At 63.1% G+C, this 24,136-nt stretch carries 23 protein-coding genes; 5 read left to right on the top strand and 18 right to left on the bottom strand.

Annotation, left to right across the window (positions count from 1 at the left end):
• The 4 genes from C481_RS05750 to C481_RS05735 form a co-directional block, all read right to left on the bottom strand.
• The coding region (locus C481_RS05750) for a surface glycoprotein (RefSeq protein WP_193787833.1) at nucleotides 1-1,032 on the bottom strand (1,032 nt) is incomplete at its 3' end.
• 569 nt (nucleotides 1,033-1,601) lie between these two features.
• Nucleotides 1,602-2,321, bottom strand: a complete 720-nt coding sequence (locus tag C481_RS05745; protein WP_006108185.1) for an energy-coupling factor transporter transmembrane component T family protein — start codon at nucleotides 2,319-2,321, stop codon at nucleotides 1,602-1,604.
• Between the two features lie 21 nt (nucleotides 2,322-2,342).
• Nucleotides 2,343-3,035 (bottom strand): energy-coupling factor ABC transporter ATP-binding protein, encoded by a 693-nt coding sequence (locus tag C481_RS05740; protein WP_006108184.1) that lies wholly within the window; start codon nucleotides 3,033-3,035, stop codon nucleotides 2,343-2,345.
• The gene (locus C481_RS05735) at nucleotides 3,032-3,622 is read right to left on the bottom strand and encodes a biotin transporter BioY (protein WP_006108183.1); all 591 of its coding nucleotides are present in this window, start codon (nucleotides 3,620-3,622) and stop codon (nucleotides 3,032-3,034) included. The genes C481_RS05740 and C481_RS05735 overlap by 4 nt, the downstream gene beginning before the upstream one ends.
• A 659-nt stretch (nucleotides 3,623-4,281) precedes the next feature.
• Here C481_RS05735 and C481_RS05730 point away from each other — a divergent pair.
• Nucleotides 4,282-8,472 (top strand): DUF7282 domain-containing protein, encoded by a 4,191-nt coding sequence (locus C481_RS05730; RefSeq protein ID WP_006108181.1) that lies wholly within the window; start codon nucleotides 4,282-4,284, stop codon nucleotides 8,470-8,472.
• Nucleotides 8,473-8,534: 62 nt separating this feature from the next.
• On the opposite strand, the gene C481_RS05725 is transcribed toward C481_RS05730, so the two are convergent.
• Nucleotides 8,535-8,831 (bottom strand): DUF7545 family protein, encoded by a 297-nt coding sequence (locus C481_RS05725; RefSeq protein ID WP_006108180.1) that lies wholly within the window; start codon nucleotides 8,829-8,831, stop codon nucleotides 8,535-8,537.
• Nucleotides 8,832-8,942: 111 nt separating this feature from the next.
• On the opposite strand from C481_RS05725, the gene C481_RS22115 reads away from it, so the two are divergent.
• The gene (locus C481_RS22115) at nucleotides 8,943-9,086 is read left to right on the top strand and encodes a DUF7557 family protein (protein ID WP_006108179.1); all 144 of its coding nucleotides are present in this window, start codon (nucleotides 8,943-8,945) and stop codon (nucleotides 9,084-9,086) included.
• A 192-nt stretch (nucleotides 9,087-9,278) separates the two neighbouring features.
• Here C481_RS22115 and C481_RS05720 read toward each other — a convergent pair whose 3' ends face one another.
• The 6 genes from C481_RS05720 to C481_RS05695 form a co-directional block, all read right to left on the bottom strand.
• Nucleotides 9,279-9,770, bottom strand: coding sequence for a DUF5799 family protein (locus tag C481_RS05720; RefSeq protein ID WP_006108178.1), 492 nt, complete (start codon nucleotides 9,768-9,770; stop codon nucleotides 9,279-9,281).
• Between the two features lie 55 nt (nucleotides 9,771-9,825).
• The gene (locus C481_RS05715; protein ID WP_006108177.1) at nucleotides 9,826-10,326 is read right to left on the bottom strand and encodes a gamma carbonic anhydrase family protein; all 501 of its coding nucleotides are present in this window, start codon (nucleotides 10,324-10,326) and stop codon (nucleotides 9,826-9,828) included.
• Nucleotides 10,327-10,660: 334 nt separating this feature from the next.
• A complete protein-coding gene (locus C481_RS05710) occupies nucleotides 10,661-10,969 on the bottom strand; it encodes a DUF3006 domain-containing protein (protein ID WP_006108176.1) in 309 nt (102 codons plus the stop codon).
• The gene (locus C481_RS05705) at nucleotides 10,966-12,123 is read right to left on the bottom strand and encodes a ComEC/Rec2 family competence protein (RefSeq protein ID WP_049904451.1); all 1,158 of its coding nucleotides are present in this window, start codon (nucleotides 12,121-12,123) and stop codon (nucleotides 10,966-10,968) included. Before C481_RS05705 ends, C481_RS05710 begins: the two co-directional genes overlap by 4 nt.
• Nucleotides 12,124-12,278: 155 nt before the next feature.
• Complete coding sequence (locus tag C481_RS05700; RefSeq protein WP_006108174.1) at nucleotides 12,279-12,674, bottom strand: OsmC family protein; 396 nt, start codon at nucleotides 12,672-12,674, stop codon at nucleotides 12,279-12,281.
• 92 nt (nucleotides 12,675-12,766) lie between these two features.
• Nucleotides 12,767-13,495 (bottom strand): metal-dependent hydrolase, encoded by a 729-nt coding sequence (locus C481_RS05695; protein ID WP_006108173.1) that lies wholly within the window; start codon nucleotides 13,493-13,495, stop codon nucleotides 12,767-12,769.
• A gap of 507 nt (nucleotides 13,496-14,002) precedes the next feature.
• On the opposite strand from C481_RS05695, the gene C481_RS05690 reads away from it, so the two are divergent.
• The gene (locus tag C481_RS05690) at nucleotides 14,003-14,266 is read left to right on the top strand and encodes a hypothetical protein (protein ID WP_006108172.1); all 264 of its coding nucleotides are present in this window, start codon (nucleotides 14,003-14,005) and stop codon (nucleotides 14,264-14,266) included.
• Between the two features lie 644 nt (nucleotides 14,267-14,910).
• Here the strand turns inward: C481_RS05690 and C481_RS05685 are convergent.
• From C481_RS05685 to C481_RS05675, 3 genes are all read right to left on the bottom strand, one after another.
• On the bottom strand, nucleotides 14,911-16,203 hold the full coding sequence (locus C481_RS05685) for a S8 family peptidase (RefSeq protein ID WP_006108171.1): 1,293 nt from the start codon (nucleotides 16,201-16,203) through the stop codon (nucleotides 14,911-14,913).
• Nucleotides 16,204-16,541: 338 nt separating this feature from the next.
• Entirely contained in the window at nucleotides 16,542-16,973 is a 432-nt protein-coding gene (locus C481_RS05680; protein ID WP_161605623.1) for a HalOD1 output domain-containing protein, read from the bottom strand.
• Nucleotides 16,974-17,272: 299 nt separating this feature from the next.
• Nucleotides 17,273-17,467, bottom strand: a complete 195-nt coding sequence (locus tag C481_RS05675) for a hypothetical protein (protein WP_006108169.1) — start codon at nucleotides 17,465-17,467, stop codon at nucleotides 17,273-17,275.
• A gap of 382 nt (nucleotides 17,468-17,849) precedes the next feature.
• On the opposite strand from C481_RS05675, the gene C481_RS05670 reads away from it, so the two are divergent.
• Nucleotides 17,850-18,164, top strand: coding sequence for a hypothetical protein (locus tag C481_RS05670; protein ID WP_006108168.1), 315 nt, complete (start codon nucleotides 17,850-17,852; stop codon nucleotides 18,162-18,164).
• Nucleotides 18,165-18,730: 566 nt separating this feature from the next.
• The gene (locus C481_RS05665; RefSeq protein ID WP_006108167.1) at nucleotides 18,731-20,911 is read left to right on the top strand and encodes a DHH family phosphoesterase; all 2,181 of its coding nucleotides are present in this window, start codon (nucleotides 18,731-18,733) and stop codon (nucleotides 20,909-20,911) included.
• Nucleotides 20,912-21,051: 140 nt separating this feature from the next.
• On the opposite strand, the gene mnhG is transcribed toward C481_RS05665, so the two are convergent.
• From mnhG to C481_RS05645, 4 genes are read right to left on the bottom strand one after another with little or no spacing between them, the layout of a single operon-like run.
• A complete protein-coding gene (gene mnhG, locus C481_RS05660; protein WP_006108166.1) occupies nucleotides 21,052-21,438 on the bottom strand; it encodes a monovalent cation/H(+) antiporter subunit G in 387 nt (128 codons plus the stop codon).
• Nucleotides 21,435-21,722: a monovalent cation/H+ antiporter complex subunit F gene (locus tag C481_RS05655; RefSeq protein WP_006108165.1), complete on the bottom strand. Its 288-nt coding sequence runs from the start codon at nucleotides 21,720-21,722 to the stop codon at nucleotides 21,435-21,437. Before C481_RS05655 ends, mnhG begins: the two co-directional genes overlap by 4 nt.
• Nucleotides 21,715-22,404 (bottom strand): Na+/H+ antiporter subunit E, encoded by a 690-nt coding sequence (locus tag C481_RS05650; RefSeq protein ID WP_006108164.1) that lies wholly within the window; start codon nucleotides 22,402-22,404, stop codon nucleotides 21,715-21,717. Before C481_RS05650 ends, C481_RS05655 begins: the two co-directional genes overlap by 8 nt.
• Nucleotides 22,401-24,131, bottom strand: coding sequence for a Na+/H+ antiporter subunit D (locus C481_RS05645; RefSeq protein WP_006108163.1), 1,731 nt, complete (start codon nucleotides 24,129-24,131; stop codon nucleotides 22,401-22,403). Before C481_RS05645 ends, C481_RS05650 begins: the two co-directional genes overlap by 4 nt.
• Nucleotides 24,132-24,136 lie beyond the last annotated feature (5 nt).

The raw sequence follows: 24,136 nt of genomic DNA, 5'->3' as shown, positions 1-24,136 counted from the left end.
GAACGTGTCCGGGAACGTGATGTCGCCCTCAGGCGTCTCTTCGACGGAGAACTCGTCAGACTCTGCAGTCACGCCCGTTGACAGTTCTTCGACTTCAATCGTGTGGTTCTCGTGGTCAACGTCGTCGTTCGAGAGGTTGAACTCGCCGACAACTTCACCGCTGCTGTCGAGCGTCTCGTTCGTCGTATTGACGACATCGCCTTCCGCATCGAGCAGGCTGAACTGGACATCAAGGCCGTAGTCAGCTGCTTCGGCGGTTGCTTCGACAGTGTCGGAGTCCCAGTAGGAGTCAGAGTCCGTTTCGACGTTCAGACCGAGGTCGGCGAGGTCAGCGGTCACCTGATGACCAGTGCCATCGAAGGTGACGTTGACTTCGTCTTCGCCTTCATAGTCACTCGTGTCGAACGTCGCAACGTGGCTGTTACTGCCAGTTGCACGGTTTACATCACCGACCTCGTATCCAACGTCCGTGTCGGACGTGTTGAGGACGGCGATCGTCTCACCGTAGTATGCATCGATATCGCTACCGGTGCTATCAACAACCGTGTTCGACGTCAGCGTGACATCGTATTCCTCACCGTTGAAGTCTGCCTCATTGATAACGAGGGTCGCTTCGCCGGACGGGTTTTCGGTGAGATCGACGACGAGTCGCTCGCCATCACTGGCGCCGTCATCGATACCGTCGGAGATGTCGTTTCCTTCTCGATCCAGCACTTCGATGTCGTCACCGCTTGAGAGACCGTGTGCCTCGGCGAAGACGACTTCGAGGTGTGCATNGATGTCGTTTCCTTCTCGATCCAGCACTTCGATGTCGTCACCGCTTGAGAGACCGTGTGCCTCGGCGAAGACGACTTCGAGGTGTGCATCCCCGTTCCCGTCTTCGTAGGCCACAGGTCCTTGTTCGACATCAGATACGTTTGCCGCAGCGGCTGCACCCGCGAAGGATGCAGTCATTGCGACAACCGAGAGGACCATCATCGCGGTCAGGAACAGCGCACGTCCCTTTGCGCGGAAAGTAGTTTCCTTTGTCATTGTTGTCTTGTAGTTGGTGTTCGATTCGCCGGGGCAGGTTCAGCAGCAGCGGACCGCCCGGCACGATCGCATGCTGCGTTCACTCAGCCTCCGGGTAGGGGTAGCCGGGAATTTTAGAGGATCTGTAATAAGCTTTCTTGTTGACAATCTTTCTCAGTGACTGGTCCGTGAGTACAAGACACCACTAGCCGTTACTGTCTCTGTCGCTTATTCTGCTAGTCCATATTCGCTATACGTGCACTCAGCGCCGAGTTCTAGGCGTCGAGTTCATAATCGGCGCTGAAGAATTCAGGAGAGGTATCGGGGAACAGAGAATCCGTCCTATTCACAAGCCGACCAATCAATTCGTTCGACACCGGACCGGGAACGTCAGACGGCCGTCTGCCAAACAGTTATTAGTAATCACCAATAATAATCAAGTGCCCATCCAGGCGAGTTCGTCTGGAGGCATCCCCCATCCGCTTGTCAATCCATCCCCCCCATCCAGTGAGCAAGCACGCGGCTGGGGTTGCGGCCTGCGAGCGCGGCGGACGTCGCCGTGCGCTCGCCGCTCCCCCCTTCTGGTCGTCTTACAACGGAATAGTTGTCAGTAGCGTCGAGCACAACAGTGTGATCGCAAGGAGTAATGCGGGTATATCGGGGCGAGAGAACGAGAGCGGGGGCAGTGTCGGGTTCCAGGCGAAACAGCGCGCTCGAAGGGCGAGCGAGAGGCGGTCGGCTCGATCGAACGCACGAGAGAGTCCGAGCAGTGCGATCGTTCCGGCTCGTTCGTGGGCGCGTCGCTGAGTGCCGAGTCGGGCGGCCATAGCGTCTCGAATCGTTTGGATGTCCGTCCGAAGAACGGGGAGGAATCGAAAGAGGAGCGCGACGCCGATACCGAGAAGGTGGCCCGGACGGCCGGGAATCGTCCGCTGGATGGCGGCTCGAGAGTCGCGGACGCGCGTCGAGCGGACGGCAGCCGTGCTGACGAGGAGCACGAGCAACACTCGATAGCTCGCGAGTGCAGTGGTGAGTCCGGCGTCGGTATCGATCCAGGGCGGACCGAGTGTAACGGCAGCGAGCAGTGGTGCCAGCGACAGAATAAGGAGCGCGTAGCGAGCGGCGACGACCGCCCGAGTCGGTGAGACGTTCGCAGCGGCTAGTATCCCGATCGCGAGCCCAGTGAGTGCGAAAATTGCACGCGGACTGGTGTGTGTCAGTGCGGCCGCGGCGAATCCGAGCTGGACGGCGAGCTTCGAACGCGGATCGAGCCGGTGGGCGAGCGTATCGTCGGGAACGTAGGTGAGCATACTTTGGACGAACGTGACGGATCACAGGATCGCGAGTTCAGCGCAGTCGGCGAACGCCTGTTCGGGCGTATCGTCGATGATGATCTGGCCGTCTCGCATCCCGATCACGCGGTCGGCGAGGTCGCGGACCTCGCGCAGGTCGTGTGTCGCCAGCAGAATGCCCGTCCCGCGGTCGGAGAGCGATTCGAGTCGCGAGCGAACGGAGCGGCGGGCGGGCGTATCGAGACCGGTGAAGGGTTCGTCGAGGACGAGGTATAGTGGTTTCATCGCGAGCGCGCCCGCGATGGCGACGCGGGCCTGCTCGCCGCCCGAGAGGGTTTCGATGCGGTCGTCCTCGCGGTCGGCCATGTTCACCGCCTCGAGGGCGGCCGTGACGCGGTTGTCGATCGCCGAACGATCGAGGCCGAGGTTTTCCGGGCCGAACGCCACATCTGCACCGACTGTCGCGGCGACGAACTGGTCGCGCGGATGCTGAAACACCATACCGACGGTCGAGCGGGCGGCGATCAGGTCCTCGTCGACCGGCGTGCCATCGACCAGCACGGTGCCGCTGTCGGGCGTGAGCAGCCCGTTGCAGTGGCGCAGCAGGGTCGTCTTTCCGCTGCCGTTCGGGCCGACGAGAACGACGAACTCGCCGGTTTCGATCGTCAGCGAGAGGTCCTCGAGAACCGGCACGTCATCGAAGCCGTACGCGACGGAGTTGAACTCGATCATCGAACTCGGTTCGGCGAGAGGCGGCCGCTTCTGACGATGGCGATCGCGGCGGCGATCTTTAAGAGTTCACCGGGGATGAACGGCAGTGCTCCGACGGTAATCGCCTCCCAGGCGTTCAGTTCCAGTATCAGGCTCATGTACGCCGACCCCATTCCGTAGATGAGGATCGTTGCGGCGACGAGTGCGGTGACGACGACAGGCAGCGAGGCGTTCGCCGGGTCTCGACGGTCGGTTCCACGATGAACGAAGAGCCCGATAAGCGCCGCCGCGAACGGGTACGACCAGAGATAGCCGCCACTCTGGCCGAACAGAACGCCGAGGCCGGCGTTAAATCCGGCAAAGACAGGTACCCCGACGGCACCGGCGGTGAGATAGAGGACCATCGAAAACGCACCCCAGACTGGTCCGAGAACGAGTCCGGCGAGGAAGACGAACAGAACTTGCAGCGTGATCGGAGCCGGCGAGAACGGCAGCGGAATCGCAACCGGTGCAACCGCACCGAGAAGCGTCGCGAGCAACACCGCGTGAACGAATCGATGCACGACGGCGTCGTCGACGAGTTCGACTCCACGCTGATCTGTTTCCATGCCACCGCCTCGTTCGTAAACCGTGATCAAAACTTCGGTTTCCGAGGTGGGTACCGGCCGCGATGATTCTGGGAGCGGAAGTCGATTCACACTCGTTCACAGTCTCGCTCTCGCCTGCTACGAGACAGCGTGGTCCCGAAAGCGGTCGCTTCCTGTCGAAGTTCGTGACCGTCCACGTAACTTGTCAGTATTATCAGCCGCCGCTGAACTCGCGTTGTCCGCCGCCGAGTCGCCCCTTCCTTTCCCCTTGTCACGGCGTAACAAGCGATTGTGTCAGTGCGGCCGCTGAAACGACCGGCGGGCTTATGCGCGGATTCGGTCGGGTGGTGGAAAACGATGTGGGTTGGCACCATACACCAGCAGATCGGGGGGAATCGCGTAGCGAGACGGCGACGCCAGTACGACGCTCGAAGCGCGCGACGGGGCGTCCCCTGTCGGCGATCGAGTTCGAGGGACGGTTATTCGCGGTGGCCACGATGGGGTGGCGGGTGCGGACACGAGTTCGGTACCGTATTGCTCTCAGGGCCACTGACGCTGTCAGTGCCACTGTCTGCCGATGCAAGCAGGCCATCGATGCGGAACTCGGGGATGCAGCGGATCCGGAGTCGGTGTGACGGGCGAGAGGACAGGAATGGCGAACAGCATCGCGGTGGTCGGCGATGATGCGGGTGAGCACGCGAGTCACAATCACGGTCACAGTCATCGCCGTCGCGGGTCTGCTCGTCACGAGTTCGGCCGCAGTTGCACTACTCGGAACCGACCGTCCCGTCGTCGAGAGCGACGAGTCGAATGCCGCGTTCAGCGATGCGCCCGCCTCCTCGCCCTCCGCTTCGACGTCCGGCGTTGCTGGCGACGGAAGCGGAGCGGAACCGTTGTCTGCACCGCTCGCGGCGCTCGATTCGCCGGCGGTAGATCCCGGCGGTGGCGTCAACGCTGCGGTGGCTCTCACCCGTCCAGAGCGGGCTCTCCTCACCCAGGAGCGCGAACCCGCCGTCGAGGAGGGGGTCGATCGCGGCGTTGAACTCGTTCAGGCTCAGGGTATCGAAGTGACACAGGAACAGCGCGCGGCTGCGATGGATGCTGCCAACGCGACCGCTACACGGCACCAGGAAGCTGACGTGCAGCAGGTACAGGCGGCGACGACGGGTGCAGTACACGGGACGCTCGTTCAGGAACAGCGAGTGAACACGACGCAGATTCAGGCCGCCATCGCCGGGGCGACGGACGGCGCGCTCGCACAGCACCGGACGGCGACTGCGAGTCAGTTGCAGAGTGCGGCCTGGGGCGCGACACATGGAGCAATTGCCCAGGGACAGCGCGTGACGGTCGAGCAGCTCCAGGTCACAGCGTACGGAGCGGCGGCGGGTGCCGCGAGTTCGGCCGGCGAGCACGAGGTGGACGACCAGCCGATGGTTCAGGAGGCGGCGCAGGGGGCTGCTTATGGAGCGCTGGCACAGTACCAGCAACTCACCGCCGAACAGCGCCAGGCGATACCGGTCGAGCACGTTCAGCGCGCAGCGGCGGGTGCTGCGGCGGGGACGCTCGAGGGGAGCACGGACACGGCGCTCGAGCAGGACCAGCGGGTCGCGGCCGAACAGCGCCAGCAGGTGACGATCAAGGAGATTCAGACGGCGGCGAAGGGGGCGGCCGCGGGCGCGCTCGTTCAGAGACAATCGGTAACGGTCGAGCAGACCCAATCCGCAGCGCGGGGCGCAGGTGCGGGTGCGATCAAGCAGGTGCAGTCGATCCGCGTCGAGCAGGTCCAGCGCCTGTCGACGGCGAAGATCGAGGAGGCGACACGCGGTGCGGCGACCGGGGCGATTACCCAGTCCCAGGAAGCCACCGTCGAGCAGATTCAGGCGGCGGCTGACGGCGGTGTGCAGGGCGTGCTCGTCCAGCACCAGGAGGTGTCGATCACGCAGATCCAAGCCGCGGCGACGGGTGCATCGAAGGGGGCGGTGGAGTCGGCGGTCCAGTACCAGGTCGTCGACATCGAGCAAATTCAGGCCGTCGCCCGCGGTGCCGGCGAGGGGGCCGTGATTCAGACGCAGGTCGTCACCGTTACGCAGGTCCAGCGCCTCGCCGCGGGGAGTGCGCAGGGCGCACTGACCCAGTACCAGGAGGCGACCGTCACCCAGCTACAGGTGGCAGCCGCGAGCGCGAGTCAGGAGACGGCACGGGCGATCCAGTTCCAGTCCCAACGGCTCTCCCTCGCGCAGCTCCAGACGCTGACCGCCGAGACCGCAGCCGAGACGACGAGCTACGCCGTCCAGCAAGGGATCGACGACGAGACTCGGCTCGTCCAGTACGTCGAAATCGAGGTTACCCAGCGTATCGAAGAGATCGACGAACTCGAGGGCACGGCCGCGATCTCGTTCTCGAACCAGAACACGTCCGGCGAGACCGTCGAAATCGACTCGGTGTCCCTCTCGGAGGGCGGTTTCGTCGCGATCTACGACGAGACGACCGCGACCCTCGATCCCGACGACGTGATCGGCGTCTCATCATATCTCGAGCCCGGCGACCACGAAAACGTAGCAATCGAACTCGAGGAGCCGCTCGACGCCGATCGGGCGCTCACCGCGGCCGTCCACCACGATACGACCGACGACGAGACGTTCCGCTACGTCGAGCGAGCCGGCGGCGACGACGAGCCGTACGTCAGCGAGGGCGGTGCGCCGGTACTCGATACGGCGTTCGTCACCGTCGACGAGGCCGAGACCCCCGACGAGCGCGAGGCCTCCCTCTCTGTGAGCGACCAAACCGGCGACGGCGAGACGCTGCTCGTCGACGACGCGAACGCCTCCGTCGACTACTTCGTGAGCGCCACCTACAACGGCGAGCGCGTCGACAGCGACATCATCGATGCGGGCGACGCCGTCTCGGCGTTCGAACTCGAACTCGAGCCGCCGGTCGCGGCGGACGGCCCCATCGCAGTCTCTGTTCGAGCGGCGGACGACGACGAGGCGCTCGCGAACGAGACGATCGAGTTCACGATCGACGATCCGATCGATCCCGACGCCGTCCTGTCCGTCGGCGACCAGACCGGGGACGGCGAGTCGCTGACGATCGAGGCGGCCAACGCGTCGGTCGACTACGCGCTGACGGTCGCCGACGAGAACGGGACGCAACTCGCTGAGACGGACCCGTTCGACGCCGGCGAGGCGATCGAGAACGAAACGATCGACCTCGAGACGCCGCTCGAATCGAGTTCGCTGCTCGAGGTATCACTCGTCGCCGTCGAGGAGAATCGGACGCTGGAAACGGAACTGCTCGAGTACACGGTCGACGAGTCGTTCCAGGTCGAGTTCGCAAACTGCACGCGGGCCGAGGTGACGGGGACGTTCGAGGAGGGCGATCGGATCGCCGCGAGCACGGGCTTTTACGCCGCCGGCGGGTTCGGGAACACGATCATCGAGGACTTCGTCAGGATCGGCGAGGATACCGAGGCACCGTTCACGGGAACGATCGTCTTCGAGGTCGGCGCGGAAGACGAGTTCGATGGCGAGACCATCACCGTCGGCGTGCCCGAGTACGGCACCTTCGGGACGTACATCTCCGGAATCAGCTCGCCGGAGGCGATTCCGTTCGCCGGCATCGACCATCCGAATCCGCAGGCGCAGGCGTGCAACGAGGAGGTTCGGCCGGCGGAGCCCGCAATCGCCGTCGAGGAGACGACCGTCAGCGACGACGATCCGGATTCGCCCGTCATCGACGTGACGTTCGGTTCCGAGAATCCGAACGACGTCGCGCTGCCGGGAATCAGCGAGTTCGTCGACGGGACGACCGACGAGGAACCGGTCGACGCGCTCGAGCCCGGCGAGGACGAGTTCACCGTCGAGTGGACGCCCGCGGCCGAGGACGAACGGCTGGGTTGGCAGTTCGACCTCGCTCACTTCGGGTACGAGGAGCCGCTGATCGCCGAGACGCCGACGGCGGGGGAGATCCTCGGGGAGACCACCGACCCCGCCGCGTTCGCCGTCGAAATCGACGGGACGAACTCGCCGGTCGAGCAAGGCGATCCACTCGAGATCGAGGCGCTCGTCGAGAACGTCGGCGGCGAAGCCGGCGAGCAGGACGTGGAACTCGCACTCGACGGCACGGTCGTCGATTCGACGACCGTCGCACTCGATCCTGCCGCCACCGAAGCGGTCTCGCTGAGTGCGGAGACGAGTGAACTCGAGCCCGGCGAGTATACGGCGACGGTCGCAACCGAGAACGAAACCGCCGAGACGTCCGTCACTGTCTCGGAGTCGGCCGATCCCGCCGAGTTCAGTATCGACGATCTCTCGGCATCGTCGTCCTTCGTCGCCGGGCAGGACGTGACCGTCGCCGCGACGATCACGAACACGGGTGATCAACCGGGTAGCCAGCCGGTTACCTACAGCGTCGACGGGACGCCGATCGCCGAAGCCGACACTGAACTCGAGCCCGGTGAAACGACGGTGCTGACGTTCTCGTCGACGGTTCCGGAGGGCGAATCGACGCACACCGTCGCGACGGCGGACGAACAGGCGTCGGTGACGATCGATGGAATCGCGGCTCCGCCCGACGAAACGCCAGCCGACGAGCCGACCGAGGAGACGCCACCGGAGACCGACGGTGGTGGGTCGCCCGCCGATGAGTCGCCGGATGAGCAGGACGAGCAAGACGAGCAAGACGGCCCGGCGACTGAGGACGCCGCGGACGAGACCGAAGGGGAGTCCGTCGAAGCGCAACCCGGCGACGTCCCGTCAGAGAACGGCGAGACGGACGAGTCGACTACGACCGGCCCCGAATCGAACGATAGTCCCGCCACCCAGCAGGATGCAGACGGTGCCCTCCCAAACGAACTATCAATAGGGGCGTAGTCGACGGCGAGCGATACCGGTGACTCGCGCCGTTTCGAGAAGCGACGAAAAACCGCGCCGAGTCAGTGCTGGTGGCCGGTCGCCTCGCCGAAGGTCACGCCGAAGCGCTCCTCGAAGAGTTCCATGATGCGCTCTTCCTGGGCGTCGAGTTCGGGATCGGTTTCCTCGCCGTGGTGGACGATGTGGTGGGCGCGGCTGGCGAACGAGAGCAGCGTCACGTCGCCGACCGTTTCGGCTGCGGTCTGGTCGCCCTCCGCGACGAGATCGAGGAGTCCGGTAGGGACTGTGACTTCGTCTGCGGTGTCGTCGCCGGCGCTGATCGAGATGGTCGTCGTCTCGACATCGGTTGTATCTGCCATACTCCTACGTCGAGGAGCGACCGTAAAGGTGCTGTGGGATTCTGGTGCGTTTGCCGAGAGCGCATCCGGCAGCCCGCGATGTTTTTGCCCGCTGATGTCGTGTGTGGACACGTGCCACAAGTTGAACTCGACGAGAAAACGATCGAACGGCTGGACGGACTGCGCATCGAGGGCGAGTCGAACGACGAGTTGATCATGGAACTCATCAACATCTACGAGACGAGCGAGTATACGCTGTTCCACGCGGGCGACTGAGACGGCCCGCTGGACCGATTTCCCGGCGCACGCGCAGCCGTTCTGCGGTTGCGCCGGAACTGACTGACAGCAGTCCGTATGTCCGTCTGCGCGTTCGGGCGCGACGGCATCGGCGTGCGATGCACGTCCGGACAGATGGTTGAACGACGACAGGACGATACAAACGACTGAGAGAGCAGCGAGGGTCGTTAGCTATTCGCTTCCGGTATCGCCCTCGCTCGTCACGACAGCAGCCTCGCGAACGGACTCCCAGCGTCCCTTCGATTCGAGGTGAGACTGCAATTCGTCGGCGTAGGCCTGGGTCAGCCGTTCGGCCGCCTCGCGTTTCTCGGCGTGATCGTCCGCGCCGCCGCCCATCCCGAGTGCGCCCTTGATCGAGTCGACGAGTCCACCGGAACCCGAACCGCCGCTACCGCCGCTACCGGAGCCGCCCACCCCAGCCATCGCCCCCATCCCCGACTGGACGTTGTCGAGTTCGGGAATGATCTGTTCGAGCTTGTCCGTATCTGCGACGAGCTGCGCCCGGTCGGGGTCGTCGGGGTGTTCGATCTCGAACTCCGTCGCGGTCATGATCAGACTCCACTGCTGATTCGAGAATCGCGAACTCGCGATCTGCGAGGAGAACTCCTGATCGACGGTCATTCGCTCGCCGACGATGCGATCGGTCCAGGACGTGTTGCTCATGCGCGAGGATTCGGACGGTAGTTGTATCAGCGTTTCCCTCCGATTTTGAGGCAGTTCAATCGATCCGCTCGGCGGTGTCGGCGTACTGCGTCGCGAGCGTCACGTAGTGGTCCGCCGTGGCCGCGAGTTCAGGATCGTCGACCTCGCCCTTCTGTTCGGCGGGCGTCCCGGCGACGAGCGTGGCCGGCGGGATCTCGGTTCCTTCGGTGACGACGCTGCCGGCGGCGACGACGGCTCCCTCGCCGACGTGTGCGCCGTCGAGAACGACCGCGTTCATGCCGATCAGTGCGCCCTCGGCGACGGTGGCGTCGTGGACGATCGCGCTGTGGCCGACCGTGGCGGCGGGTTCGAGTTCAGCCTCCTCGTGAAGGACGGCGTTATCCTGAACGTTTGCGCGTTCGCCGACGACGATCGTGCCGTGATCGCCTCGAAGCGTGGTGTTCGGCCAGATGCTCGCGTCGGCTTCGATGACGACATCGCCGATGACGACCGCGGTGTCATCGACGTAGGCCGAGTCAGCAACGCGCGGGGCCGTCCCGTTGAACGAGCGTAACATGTGCGGGGGTGTCTCGCGAACGGTCTTGAATGTGTGTCTTGGTGACTGTATTCGGTCCAATGTGGTTTGGCATCACGGCTAAGATGACGGCACGCGATGTATGAGATACAGCGGGCGAACTGGCCCCCCACTGCCAGTGCACCGCTGCTGTGAGATCCCTGCCCTCCCGTTACGGGCCAAGTGGATTCACGACTCCCGCATACCCGGCACCCACCACCCACCACACCCACTCTACCCCTACCCGGCTTTTCGATGGCTGTAACCGATGTCCGCGTCCCGTAGAGCGTCGGCTTTGATACTATCGTCGATTCAGCGTCCGCCCATCTGCACGCAGCTACTCCTCCGAAAGGCGCTCCGACAGCCGGTCGAACCGATCCTGCGTTTGCTCGCGTCGCGCGTTCTCCTCGTCCTCGCGGTACTCGAGGTCGAGTACCGAGTTCACCTCGTCGGTCGTTTCGCCGCCGGTCGTCTCGTCGACGGTCACCTCGAAAACCGCACCGTCGTGCTGTCCGGCCGCCGGTACCCGGTCGAGGGGGAGCGTGACTTCGGCGACGGGGTCGCCGCCGTCTTCGAGCAGCAAGACGGCCGTTTCGCCGTCGACGACACGGTCGAGGACGGCGGTGTAGGTCGCTCGGGAACTCATGGGTGTTGTGACGTAGGAACCGAGAGCGTATCAATCGGCGGTGTCGTCCGGGACCCGTCCGCGGTCGATTCGACCGCCCCGGGTCCCGTCGCGACGGACTGCACTCGCGTCGAAGCCGCACCGGACCGTCGTTCGAGGGCCGCCTGCTCGTTCGTCTCGTGTTTCCGGTCGAGCAACACCGACGGATCGGTTGAGACCTCTGTCTCCGGCGTAACAGACTCCTGCTCGCCGTCGGTCCGGAACACGACGGCCCCGTGGACGCCCGTCCAGTAGGTCTCGATATCGCGCTCGGCGAAGGCCTCGAGTACCTCGTCGTGCGGATGCCCGTACTGCGAGTCGAGCGCGCTCGAGATGATCGCCGTTTCGGGGGCGACGGCGTCGAGGAACGGATCGGTCGAGGAGGTCGACGACCCGTGATGACCCGCCTGGTAGACGGCGACATCGAGGGCGTCACCGTGTGCGTCGACCAGCCGCGCTTCCGTCTCCGCCCCGATATCGCCGGTCGTCAGATAGCTGAACTCACCGAACTCGACAGTGAGGACGACGCCGTTCGGATCGATTTCGTCGCCGGAGTGGTCCGCCGGCGGGTTCAACACGGTTATCTCGGTCGCCTCGCTTTCGAGCGGGAGCGTATCCCCCTCGACGACTTCGAACAGGTCGACATCGTGTTCCTCGATCGCGTCGAGGTAGTTGTCGTACGTCGCGCTCGTGTGTGCGACCCCGGAGTCGTAGGCCGCACCGACGCCGTCGCCGTTTTCCTCGAGGTGCTCGATGACGCCCGCGTGCCCGCCGATGTGGTCGGCGTGGGCGTGCGTCGCGACGAGGTGGTCGATACGGTCGATTCCGCGGGCGTCGAGGTAGTCGATGATCTCCCGTCCGTCCGCCGGCCAGTCGCCCGTATCGATCAGCACGGTCTCGTTTTCGGGGGTGACGAGCAGCGTCGAATCCCCCTGCCCGACGTCGATGTGATGGATCTCGAGTTCACCGTCGACGGCCGTCGGGGCGGCCTCGGAGTCGCGCTCGCCGTCGTCTTGCTCCTGGTCGGTGTCGCCGAGACCGAAGCCACCGCCACAGCCCGCGAGGGTGACCAGTCCGACGACGGCGATCACTACCAAGACGCGTTTTGCGGGCCGCCCAGTGCGAAGTGATGACATTCTCGTTTGGCGTCAGTGCGCTGTGATCGAAGCGGGAGTTCGGACCGGTGTGCGACGAGCAACGAGCAACGAGCGAACGACGGGCGATCAGTGACCACCGCCTGAGACCGCAACCGACAGGGGCAGCCCGCAACTCACAACCACAGTCGACCCGCTCAGAACGCGTCGCCCTCGATGCTCGCGTCCGCGTGCAGGCTCTCTTTCAGGGCGTCGTGGACCTTGCAGAGTTCGAACGCGCGCTCGATGATCTCCTCGCCCGTCTCGTCGTCGACCTCGGCCTCGACGCGAATATCGAACGTGATCGATTCGAGTTTGTCGTCGTCGTTGAGTTCGCCCTCCGAATCGATCTCGATCCGTCCGAGGTCCTCGGCCCCGCGCTGTTGGCCGCCGACTCGCAGTGCGGGGACGTAACAGGACCCGTAGGCCGCGAGCAGCGATTCGAGCGTATCGGGAGCCTCCTCGCCGTTCGAATCGATCGTCGTCTCGAACTCGCGGACCTCGTTCGTCGCGCTGTAGCCTTCTTCGGAGATCGTCGTCGCCTGTTTCGACATAGCAATCGTGCCATCCACAGCCGGCGCTGTAAACGTTGCTCTCGTACGCAGTAGCGTTCGTCTCCGTGACAAAAGGAACGCGAAGAAAGCGGTTAGCCCTCGAGTTCGAACGGCTCGCCGGCCACGAGCGCGTGAACGTCCGCGTCGCTGCCCGTCGCCCGGACTTCGCGCTCGAAGTCGTCCGTATCCTGTTCGATCGGCGGGAAGGTGTCGTAGTGCTGCGGGAAGGCGTGGTCGACGTCGAGCCAGTCGACGGCGACGGCGGCTTGCCACGGCCCCATCGTGAAGTGATCGCCGATCGGCACGGCGGCGGCGTCCGGTTCGAGATGGGGGCCGATGACCTCGCGCATCTCGGTCATGAGCGAGGTGTCGCCGGCGTGGTAGAAGGTGGTCGACTCGTTATCTGTACCCTGCGTCGGCTTCGTATCCGAAATCACGAATCCGGCCGGCATCCCGCCGCTCGCATCGTTCTCGGTCATGATCCCGTTCGTGTGATCGGCACGGACCATCGTGACGAACGCGTCTCCGCACTCGACGGTTCCCCCGAGGTTCATCCCCATCCCGCCGACCGCATCCTCGAAGCCGAACTCGTCCTCGCAGTAGGAGACGAGTTCAGGTGTCCCGACGAGCGTCGCCTCGCTGAACTCGCCGGCGTGGGCGATGTGGTCGGCATGACCGTGGGTGAGCAACACGTAGTCGGGTGTGTCGATGTCCGACGGCTCAAGATCGGTCTTCGGGTTGTCGAAGAACGGATCGATCAGCAAGTCGGTCTCACCGACGGTGACGTGCCAGGTCGAGTGGCCGTGCCAGATGAGTTCCATAGCGTTCGGTTGGTTCGTCGTGAGCGACTTAAAACTGGGTGGGGCGGGGTCCGCTGGCGGCGGGCGGCTGCCGGGAGCCGTAGGGCAAGCCGCTGGGAGGGAACTGGGAGGAGCAAGCCGACGGGAGGACAGCTAGCTGCACTGTCTTTCGGCCCGGTGCCGGGCCGCGGTTCAATGCTGTGAACGATCACCAGTATTTATTCGTCACCAGTCGAAATTATAGCCGGCCGCACGCACGCTGACACACCCTGCATGCGGTTCGGCCCTCGGAGTGCTCCGCACGGTGCGGATCACGACTCGAAGCGGGCCGATGCGATCCGGCATCCGGAACCGATGGGCGGGAACTGTCCGTGGTGGCCCCGTTTTGGGGCGGCCTCGGTTCCGGTTTGAGTCCCACGATTGCACGGGGCTGACCGCGTTTCGTCTCGCGGGACGACCAGGACCGGACGAGTTCACCGGACGACCGCAATGCCGTGGCGTTTTTTATCCGGCCCCCGTACGGAGGGTATGCTCTCACTGACGCTCGAGGACTTCATGGTAGAGCTCAACGACGGCGCGATCAAGAACGTCGGCCCCAACAACAAGGAAGCCACGATCAAACTGTTCGACGTCGAATCCGCCGAGGCCCGCGAGTTCGGCGACAAGCGCGTCAAACTCGTCTTCGACGACGCCGACGGCAACGAGATTCAGGTCTCGCTGTTCCCCGAGGACGTCGAGGAACTCCTCGCCGATCTCGACGAACTCGAGGAGAACTCGGCGGTCTTCGAGTAGTGCGCTTGGTGTGCGGAATCGACGACAAAAATCGATTTTTGTCGGCAGCAGCTGAAAGTCCCATTCGAGCCGGTGCACTACTTCGGGGCGACCCTCATCTCATTCGAACGGTGCTCGTGGTCGTGTTATAGTAACGACTGAAACTGTTTACACACCAATCGCACAGTTGTCATGCAAGTGGGTGTGACTGACTTTCAGTGGCTACTATAGTGACGGTCTACTGATCGCGGGCTGTTTCGCACCCGTAGATCGGCGTTACTCCCTCGCCCGACTGCGGATCGGAGTAGATGCTCGGCTCTGGTGAATCGCATGACTGTGTAGACTTCGACCGTTGAACTCGGGAGTTAAAGCAGGAAGGTCCTGATAAGGGATACAGAAGTTGAGCGCCGGGTAGCGATGAGGGGGACAGGAAAGATAGCCGAGAAACACGATGTCTCCGATACTCTGTTTTTTATCGAGGGCAAGACATCGTCAGGTAGTACCCCGGCAACGCAGGCTTCGATTTCAATACGAGAAACAGGGAAATCAGAACACTATTGAACGTCTCTTTCGGGAGAAAAACGATGTCCTTCTTTGTTCCCGTGGGACAGTGCGGCAACCGAAATACGAACCACAACTGACGTTCATGGATCAGCGGTGATTTGCTACTCGGATGGTACCTCTGGCTCCATCGTATCGAGACGCTTGAGGGCAGCACTCGCGTTGACAAGCCCTGAACCTTCTGCGTCGGGCCCAAGTCCGATATTTTCTGCGGACGCGGTAAGGATGTCGCGGATTTCGGCGTTAGAGAGGCCGTGTGCGGCCAGCAATGCTGCCGAGCCAGACACGTGCGGTGTCGCCATCGAAGTCCCCTCCATGACTCCATACTTACTTCCAGGAATCGTCGATAACACGGGGGAACCAGGGGCGGCCAGGTTCACTTCGGGGCCCGTGTTCGAGAACGGTGCTAGTGAATCGTCTTTCGCGGTCGCACTCACACCGATCACTTCATCGAGATCTGCAGGGTAGTCCACCTTCGGGTGGCCGTCATTCCCCGTCGCCGCAACAAGCAAAAGCCCCTCCTCGTAAGCGAACTTCACAGCCTCGGTTTGTGTCTGCGTTGTCTCTGGTTCGCCCACACTGAGATTGGCGATGTCGTAGCCTTTGCGTGCCGCATACTCGATACCAGCAGCTATGTCCGCATCGGTTCCAGTTCCTTGGTTATCGAGCACCTTCACTGGATGGAGCCGTGCGGATGGACTCACACCAACGACTCCAATGTCGTTATCGAGCGCCGCAATCGTTCCCGACACATGCGTGCCGTGGCCGAAGTCATCAGCCCACTCCTGAGTACTCTCGATTGTAGTCTCAACGAAGGCAACACCCTCGCCGATGTTGGCGTGTAAGTCTTCGTGCGTGGGGTCAATACCGGTATCGATAACCGCAACGTGGACGCCACAACCGGTCTCGCCTCGTTCGTGTGCAGCGAGGGCACCAATTCGTTCAACGCCCCAGGGATTCCATTGCTCAGCTTCGAGTTCGTCTTCCAGTTGGTGTTCAGGATCGGAGTCAGGGAGATCGAGGCTCCGCTCGATGTTCTCTTCAACGAATCGGATATCCTCATGGTCACCAAGGGCATCGAGATCGCTCTCTGCAACATTGACCGTGGTAATATCTAGTGCCTCGAACTCATGGTGCACCTCCACCGCAACATCTCTCGCATGCTCCCTTCCTGCCTCGGTCTCGTGGCCGACGTTGTATTGCCGCGTCGTCTCTGCGTCGTCCTGTGCCGCAACCGTCCCAGTTCCTCCAAGCGTTGCACTTGCGATTCCAGCTGTCGCAGCTACTCGGAGATACGGCCGTCGTCTAATCCGTGTCTCGAATTGCGTTTCAGGTTGTTTGTTCATCGACAAACCACTCGCTCTGTCTACCGAGTAGGTGTTCGTTCCCTCACTCATACATGTACTATATTTGATGTATAACACCGATAGGTAGTGGCAAATTCAACAGAAATTGTAGTATACAAGTGAGATTGTTGAGGGCCTCATCGTGCTTGCGACAATCATAAGAAAGACCTACTCCCAGCAGATCTACTCGCATAACTGAATCTGGCTAGTTTCACAATTACAGTTATGATTCACTAGGGACATCTTTCGAGAGTAAGAGCGTTCAAACTGATGAACTGTGGCGTAGTGATACCGTATCTCTGGGCATCTGGCCGCCACATTTCACAGCTTCTCGGTGGAACTGTTCGCGTTAGACACTCCCCTCGACGCACTCCCTGAGAGAGTCGAGTCTATCGCTGTTCAGCATAGTTGATGGTGTCCTCCCATGCTTCCGTCGCATCGTCTGCCCCCTCAACGATTTCGTGGAGCGTCTCCAGTTCGTCGTCGGCGAATGCATGTCGTCCATTTTGAGCGGATAGCACAACCATCCGATCATCAGTTGGCTGCCCGTCACTATCGGTAGGAACAGCGTTGACGGCAGTGGTCGCTGCGTACTCCGTGAAGACATCAACGGTTCTGTCGCCATGAACCATCACCCAAACGTCACAGTAGGGAAAGACCAGATATGCGCCGGGAAGTGATGTGTCTTCGTGGAAGAGGTTATTGAGCGCCTCACTACTGATTGTTTTTTCGAGCGGTGGGAGGTCCACAGGGTCCGTACCAACCACTTCTGCGACAGTGAACACTACTCGAGTTGACAAACTGGCATTGCTATGAGCCATCTTCTACAGACACACTACCCGAGAGGTTAAATATTCAACATGAGAACGCCAGCGGCTCGCCCTTCTCAAGTAGTAGCTGCTAGTATTTCGAGGGCAGATGGGTGACTCGTAACCGAACATCTCTACTGTCAACGATGTCTAATCTGTTGTGGGCCTGCTGGGATATCCGCCGGACGATTTCGGAGTACGAGAGGTAACCTACGAGCGCGTCGTCGGATCGATCCGTTGGATGTACCTGATGATGAGCAGCCCGATCAGAAGAGAAAGCAGCCACGCACCGATAAGCCACGATACTGTACTCACTCGGTCCTGATGGACACGAGTGGGTGAGCAACAAGGAGAGCACCAATTATAGCCGCGAGGGCAACCCACCACCGAACAATGACCTGGGAAACCCCAACAGCAAGGTGATCGAGCCTCGTTCTCTCTTCCCAGATCGTCACGTCGTACTGGTCTGCATCCTCGTTGCTCCCTTCTGTGCTATCAGAGACCATGAATCGTCCACGGAAACGACGTATTTAATATCCAATAGAAATTAAAATTGGATATTTGATTGCTGGTGAATCACTAGACGGAGACTCCCAGTACTATCGAGTTCTATCTCGTCGGGGAGAGTAACCGCAGCGATCCTTCCCGACAGTCAGCGGTAGATATAAGTCACTACCAGTTACCAATTAGAACGGAAGCCACAACGTGGGGTACGAAAGTGCCCCGGGTGTTAGAGCACCCAAGGCGTGGCTTCCAAGCGTGCTTCGCTGAAGCCATGTTTGCGTACATTCTCACGGGATATAAACATCCCGCACGATTGACGAGTCAAATCGTCCGCGTACTGCCGTCTCTACCGTCCGAATTCGGCGGAGTCACGAGGTGTCAGGAATGACCCGGAGTGACGACGACGGAGTCGACAAACCGGATACCGAACCGACCGAAACCCGGACTGACACGCACGAGAACCCCGGTAACGCACGCAAGAATGCCACTGCCGCGCGCGAAAATCCGGGTGACACGCGCGAAACCACCGGTGACGAACACGACAATTCCGATAGCGCGGCCGACCACGAGTTCAGAACGTGCCCGCGGTGCGGGGAGCCGATCACGCGAACGACGATGATCGGGCCGACGGACGCAGTTGCGGGGCCGTGTGGGTGTCGCGTTGCGCCGCCCGTACCCGACCGATCCGACGAGACCTAATGTGAATCGCGTGCAACGCCTTCTGGGCCGTTGCACGCCCGTCGTCGGGTCGCGGCGGAAGATCGGGTTCCGGTCGGTGTGCCCGGTGAGCGGAGACGATCGCCATCGGAGCCCTCACCGACCACCACCACCACCATCGATCACCGTTCGAAACCCCGCACCGACCGGAATCCGGGCCGTAACTGCGACCCGAACGCTACTGCTCGCGTTCCGGGACCGTCCAGCGAATTCACTCGACCGGTTCCGGGCCGTCGATCGGACGCAGTTCGTCTTCGGCCTCGACGGCGCGCTTGAACTCGTCCGGATCGGACGCTGCGCCGCGTGTTGTGCCATATCCGCCTGGTCCTGGTGTCTCTCTGGTGAGAGCGGCGGCCGAACGACGGGACGAGTTCAGAATCGAGTATTACCACGACCGGTCGGTACTGGCCGTTCTCCGGCGGATGAGCTACTGTACTGCCCCCGACGGGTAGTCGGGAGCAGGAGTGGACGAAACCGCTGCTGGTCACCCTGACAACCCCGACTCATTTCGACAACCGTTTTAGGACGAAACTGCTTGATGCGAGTAGATGGGTAACTGTATCATCTGTGGTGTACCCGTTGACGGTGAAATCTGTGAGAGTCACGAGGAGGATGCTGTCTTCGAATTCGAAGGCACGTCCGCCTCCCAGCTCTCCCCCGGTCGGTACTACCGGGGCACCGTCGACGGCTACGCCGACTTCGGTGTCTTCATCGACATCGGATCACACGTTACTGGCCTGTTGCACAGAAGCGAACTCGACCAACGACTCGAAAGCCTCGACTGGGATCCCGGCGACGATGTCTACGTCCAAGTACTCGACGTGCGGGACAACGGCAACGTCGACCTGGGCTGGTCGATCCGCCAGCGCGAACGCGAGTTCCGCGGCAAACTGATCGAGACGGCCGACGACGAGTTCCGTCCCGAGGAGTTCGAGGACGAGACCGGAAGCGACACGAAGGCCGATACCGGCTCGAACGTCGCTGAGACCACCGACGACTCGGCTGAGTCGAGCGATGACCAGCCGACGCCGGAGACGCCGAACGCGACGGACACCGTCGCCGGCGGCAGCGGATCCGTTGCGACCGAGTCCGCGGCAGCCTCGGCTCCCGCGACCGACGCCGATGCTGAAGCCGACGAGACGGACGAGACGCCCGCTGCGGAGTCCGCAGGCGAAGAGAGCGGTGTCGACGAGGAACCGGCGCTCAAGCGAACCACCGTCGATGCCATCGAGAACCAGGTCGGCAGCGTCGTCCGACTCGAGGGCGAAATCACGGGTGCCCGCCAGACCAGCGGCCCGACGGTCTTCGAACTCCGCGACGAGACCGGCACCGTCGAGTGTGCCGCCTTCGAAGAAGCTGGCGTTCGCGCCTATCCCGACGTGACGGTCGACGACGTCGTCGCGCTGGAAGGCGAAATCGAGCGCCACCACGGCGACCTGCAGGTCGAGACCGAAACCCTCGAACGGCTCGACGGCGACGAGCGCGCGACCGTCACGGAGCGCCTCGAGACCGCACTCGAACGCGAGGCAAGTCCCGACGATGTCTCGCTGCTTGCTGACCACGACGCAGTCGCTGCCGTCGAAGACGGTCTCGTCGACGCCGCAACCGCGATCCGCCGCGCCGTCATGGAGACCCGACCGATCGTCGTTCGCCACGCCGCCACCGCCGACGGCTACGTTGCCGGTGCTGCCATCGAGCGCGCCGTGCTCCCGCTTATCCGCGAGAAGCACACCCGCGACGACGCCGAGTACCACTACTTCGAGCGCCGACCGCTCGACGGCCGCGTCTACGACATGGACGCTGCAACCGACGACGTCACCTCGATGCTCGAAGCCCGCGAACGCCACGGCGAACAACTCCCGCTCGTCGTCCTCGTCGATGCCGGTTCGACCGTCGAATCCGTCGACGGCTACGACCTGCTCTCGCTGTACGACGCCGACGCACTCGTCATCGACGACAGCAACGCCGACGCGGCGATCACCGACGCCGTCTCGGTCGCCGTCGCACCGTCGCTCGCGGACGTGAACGTTTCGGACGTGACCTCGACCGCACTCACCGCAACCGTCGCCGCCCAGGTCAACGACGACGTTCGCGCCGACCTCGAACACCTCCCCGCCGTCAGCTACTGGGAGAACACCCCCGAGGCCTACCGCGAACTCGCCACCGACGCCGGCTACGACGAAACCGGGATCTCCGAGCGCCGCGAGGCCATCGCACTCGAAGCCTACTACCAGTCCTACAAGGACAAACGCGAACTCGTCGCCGACCTCCTCTTCGGTGACGACGAGGAGACCGACCGACCCGTCAACGGCGACCTCGCTGCCCACGTCTCCGAACAGTTCCGCGCGAAGCTCGATACCGGTCTCGAAACCGCCCGGGAGAACCTGACGACCGAATCAGTCGACGGGATCAGCGTCGCCGTCCTCGATACGGCGGCCTTCACTCACCGCTACAACTTCCCGACGACAACGCTCCTGCTCGATGCGCTGCACCGACGCGAACGCGAGGACGACTCGTTCGTCACCCTCGGCCTCGGCGACGACGAACTCCACGTCCGCGCAACCGAGTCGCTGAACGTTCGTGACCTCGGCGACGCCATCGCCGAGGCAGCCCCCGACGCCGGCGTCCACGTCGTCGGCGGCCAGGACGGTCATATCGAGTTCCTCCCGGGCGAGCGCGATGCCGTTCGCAAGGCGGCACTCGACGCACTCGACGCAACGCTCGCGTAACAACTACGTCGACCGCCAGACGGCGCGTCGCAACGCAGTCTCGTCCTCCGGATACCATCGTCCGATAGCGACGGCGTCGCGGTGCCGTTCGACGACGAATCGACGGCGAGCGGACTCGCACTCAACGGGCCGACACGGTGTTACGCATCTGAACTCGACTCGTCGGCGGTTTCGGACTGCTCGAGTTCACCTTCACCTTCGCTTTCATCCGTCGACTTGTCGGGCCAGACGACGCTGTCCTCGAAGGGGACGCCGCTGCGGTGTGCGGAGCGGGCGATCATGTGTGCGCCGGTCGGGACGGTAAGGAAGAGGAATGCGATGCCGATGAGCGAGGTGAGGCCTTCGTTTCCGGGACCGAAGGAGACGAAGCCGGCGAGGAAGATTGCGGCGGTGCCAAGCGTCGTGGGCTTGCTCGTTGCGTGCATGCGGTTGTAGACGTTCGGGAGGCGGAGCAGTCCGATCGTGCCGACGGTGAGGAAGAAGACGCCGACGACGATCAGGGCGATGATGAGAGCGGATCGGATCATTCGATGATCTCGCCCTCCGTGACGAATTTGGCGACGGCGACCGTGGCGATAAAGCCGATGATGGCGAGGACGAGACTCACCGTAATGAAGAGCCCCCGGCCGGTCTGGAGTGCGAACAGGACGGCAATTGCGACGACGTTCGTGGCGATAGCGTCCAGTGCGACGACGCGGTCGGGCGTCGTCGGTCCCTGAACGACGCGATAGCCACAGAGCAGACAGAGTCCGCTGACGAGGATCAGCGCCGTGCGAACGGTCCATTCGAGGACGGCTGGATCGTCACTCATCCTCGTCGGCCTCCGTCTGGCTGTGCTGGTCGTCGGAGTTCGGCTCTCGGTTGGGCATTCTGTTGTGATGGTCGTCTTCGCCTCGGTCGTGGTGGGATCGTTCGAGTGCAGCGTTCGTGTCGTCGTCCTCGCGTCCGGTGATGATCGCGGGTGGCGGATCGGCCGGAGACAGTTCCTCGTCGAACATCTCCAGTGCATAGTTTTCCCAGGTTCTGATGGGGGCGGCGATCGATTCGGGATCGCGACCGTCGATTGCGTGGACGTACAGTGCGTTTTCGTCCGGGTCGTGATCCAGGGCGACGGTACCGGGCGTGAGGGTGATACTGTTGGCGATGAGCGTGATTCCGGCGACGGTCTGGACGCGAAGCGGAACCAGGATTACTTCGGGTTCGATCTTCACTCGGGGGGAGAGGACCCGGTAGGCGACATCGAGGTTTGCACGGACGAGTTCCCACGAGAAGGCCGCGAGGTAGCGGCCGGCGTACGGCGAGGCGCGGCCCAGCCGACCGAGATCGGTGTACTTTCCGTACAGACGCCGGAAGAGGAACGCGATCGGGAGTCCGACGACGATGCCGGCCAGGAACTGCCCGACGAGCGCCGCGGGTGCGAGTTCGATGCCGCGGACGAAGATCCAGAGGATGGCAAAGACGATGCCGGCGACGGGCCAGGTGCGGACGGTCATGGGGTTTCACCTCCATCAGTGGTGTTGATCGTTCCCGTTCCAGTTTCGCCTCCGCCTCCACCTCCACCTGCACCCGCGTCCACGCTGCCGCCGTCCACGCCGGAGACCGTCTGGTTCGGATCGACGGCGTCGATATAGCCGTCGGTATCGAGGGCGGCCGTCGCGGCGGCGTCCGCGAATCGGTAGATCGGCTCGAATCCGATGCCGACGGCGACGATCGTCACGGCGAGCGCGAGGAGAACGGCCACCTGAACCGGGTCGGCGATCGCGTCTTCGACCGCGGACGTTCGTTGTCCCCAGAAGCTTCGGTTCCAGGCCCGCGTTGCGTACGCGATCGTCAACAGCGAGCCGGCGAGGAGGAGCACGAGCACCGACAGTGATCCCGCCTGGGCGGCGGCGTCGAAGACGAGGAATTTACCGAAAAATCCCGATAGCGGGGGGATGCCGACGAGCGAGAGCGAACCGATGAAAAACGCCGCAGCGAGGAGTGGCGAACGGCTTGCCAGGCCGCCGAGGTCGGCGAGACGGCTCGTTCCGGTCGCCGTTCGGACCGCCCCAACCGCGAGAAAGAGCATGCCCTTCGCCAGGGCGTGGTTGAGCGCGTACACCAGTGCGGCGACGATCGCAATGTGGCGAACGTCTGGAACTGTCGTCGTTGCGGCGATGGCGACCGGAACCGCGATGAAGCCGACCTGACCGATGCTCGAGTACGCGAGGACGCCCTCGAGGGAGTCTCGGCCGACGGCACCGAGTCCGCCGACGAGGATGCTTGCGGTGCCCATGACGAACAGGGCGGCACCGATGAACGCGAGCGGCGAGTCGCCAGCGAGTACCGTGCCGACGATCGGGACGGCGAGGTCGACACCGATCTGGGCATCCGCGAAGACGGTGAACGAGAGCCGAATGATAGCGTAGATGCCGACCTTCTTGGTCGCACCCGCGAGTAGTGCGGTGATCGGGGGCGGAGCGGCCCGATAGGCGGTTGGGATCCAGAACTGGAAGGGGACGAGCCCCGCTTTGATCGCGAACACCGACAGGAGGAGGCCGAGGAGACCGACGACGGGGCCAGGGTCGATTCCGTACGCCGCGGGCGCGGCGAGTCGACGCGCGAGATCGGCCATGTTGAGCGTCCCCGTCGTCGCGTAGATGCCGCCGACGCCGAGCAGGAAGACGGCGCTGGCGAGCAGGTTGAGCGCGACGTACCAGAACGCGGCGCGGGTGTGCTGCGGGCCGCCGTAGTAGGCGACGAAGATGTAACTCGCCATCAACATCACCTCGAACCAGACGAACAGGTTGAACAGGTCGCCGGTAAGGAACGCGCCGGTGACGCCGAGCGCCAGGAAGTGAAACAGCGGAAAGTAGTAGCTGCGCCGATCGAGTTCGGGAAGGACCCGGATCGAGAAGACGAGCGAGGCGACGCCGATCACCGCGACCATCGTCAGCATAAACGCCGAGAGTCCGTCGGCGACGAGCGTGATTCCGAAGGGGGCCGGAAGCCCGCCGACCTGATAGGTTGCAGCGCCCGGGGCGTCAGGCGCGAGGACGACGTACCAGTCGATCGCTGCGACGGCGATGAGGTAGGCCGCGCCGCCCGCGAGGCTCACGCCCGCTCGAGCGCGGGGGCGGGTGCCGAGGAGCAACGTGCCGACGGCTGCGACGAGGACGATCAGCATGGGAGCGATCACGAGCGTCGATTCCGCGCCGGGAGACAGCGTCTGTAGCGCCATCCCGT

This window comes from Natrialba asiatica DSM 12278 (genome assembly GCF_000337555.1).
In the GTDB taxonomy this organism is placed as follows: domain Archaea; phylum Halobacteriota; class Halobacteria; order Halobacteriales; family Natrialbaceae; genus Natrialba; species Natrialba asiatica.
The sequence above is the reverse complement of the archived record's forward strand: the minus strand, read 5'-3'. Positions and strand labels throughout refer to the sequence as shown.

Excerpts from the sequence above, each read along its gene's own strand:
- C481_RS05655 (WP_006108165.1), bottom strand. The coding sequence starts at position 21,722 with ATGAGTGACGATCCAGCCGTCCTCGAATGGACCGTTCGCACGGCGCTG.
- C481_RS05690 (WP_006108172.1), top strand. The coding sequence starts at position 14,003 with ATGCTCTCACTGACGCTCGAGGACTTCATGGTAGAGCTCAACGACGGC.
- C481_RS05745 (WP_006108185.1), bottom strand. The coding sequence starts at position 2,321 with ATGCTCACCTACGTTCCCGACGATACGCTCGCCCACCGGCTCGATCCG.
- mnhG (WP_006108166.1), bottom strand. The coding sequence starts at position 21,438 with ATGATCCGATCCGCTCTCATCATCGCCCTGATCGTCGTCGGCGTCTTC.
- C481_RS05730 (WP_006108181.1), top strand. The coding sequence starts at position 4,282 with ATGATGCGGGTGAGCACGCGAGTCACAATCACGGTCACAGTCATCGCC.
- C481_RS05710 (WP_006108176.1), bottom strand. The coding sequence starts at position 10,969 with ATGAGTTCCCGAGCGACCTACACCGCCGTCCTCGACCGTGTCGTCGAC.
- C481_RS05695 (WP_006108173.1), bottom strand. The coding sequence starts at position 13,495 with ATGGAACTCATCTGGCACGGCCACTCGACCTGGCACGTCACCGTCGGT.
- C481_RS05740 (WP_006108184.1), bottom strand. The coding sequence starts at position 3,035 with ATGATCGAGTTCAACTCCGTCGCGTACGGCTTCGATGACGTGCCGGTT.
- C481_RS05735 (WP_006108183.1), bottom strand. The coding sequence starts at position 3,622 with ATGGAAACAGATCAGCGTGGAGTCGAACTCGTCGACGACGCCGTCGTG.
- C481_RS05665 (WP_006108167.1), top strand. The coding sequence starts at position 18,731 with ATGGGTAACTGTATCATCTGTGGTGTACCCGTTGACGGTGAAATCTGT.
- C481_RS05725 (WP_006108180.1), bottom strand. The coding sequence starts at position 8,831 with ATGGCAGATACAACCGATGTCGAGACGACGACCATCTCGATCAGCGCC.
- C481_RS05685 (WP_006108171.1), bottom strand. The coding sequence starts at position 16,203 with ATGAGTGAGGGAACGAACACCTACTCGGTAGACAGAGCGAGTGGTTTG.
- C481_RS05715 (WP_006108177.1), bottom strand. The coding sequence starts at position 10,326 with ATGTTACGCTCGTTCAACGGGACGGCCCCGCGCGTTGCTGACTCGGCC.
- C481_RS05720 (WP_006108178.1), bottom strand. The coding sequence starts at position 9,770 with ATGAGCAACACGTCCTGGACCGATCGCATCGTCGGCGAGCGAATGACC.
- C481_RS05675 (WP_006108169.1), bottom strand. The coding sequence starts at position 17,467 with ATGGTCTCTGATAGCACAGAAGGGAGCAACGAGGATGCAGACCAGTAC.
- C481_RS05705 (WP_049904451.1), bottom strand. The coding sequence starts at position 12,123 with ATGTCATCACTTCGCACTGGGCGGCCCGCAAAACGCGTCTTGGTAGTG.
- C481_RS05700 (WP_006108174.1), bottom strand. The coding sequence starts at position 12,674 with ATGTCGAAACAGGCGACGACGATCTCCGAAGAAGGCTACAGCGCGACG.
- C481_RS05650 (WP_006108164.1), bottom strand. The coding sequence starts at position 22,404 with ATGACCGTCCGCACCTGGCCCGTCGCCGGCATCGTCTTTGCCATCCTC.
- C481_RS05680 (WP_161605623.1), bottom strand. The coding sequence starts at position 16,973 with ATGGCTCATAGCAATGCCAGTTTGTCAACTCGAGTAGTGTTCACTGTC.
- C481_RS05645 (WP_006108163.1), bottom strand. The coding sequence starts at position 24,131 with ATGGCGCTACAGACGCTGTCTCCCGGCGCGGAATCGACGCTCGTGATC.
- C481_RS05670 (WP_006108168.1), top strand. The coding sequence starts at position 17,850 with ATGACCCGGAGTGACGACGACGGAGTCGACAAACCGGATACCGAACCG.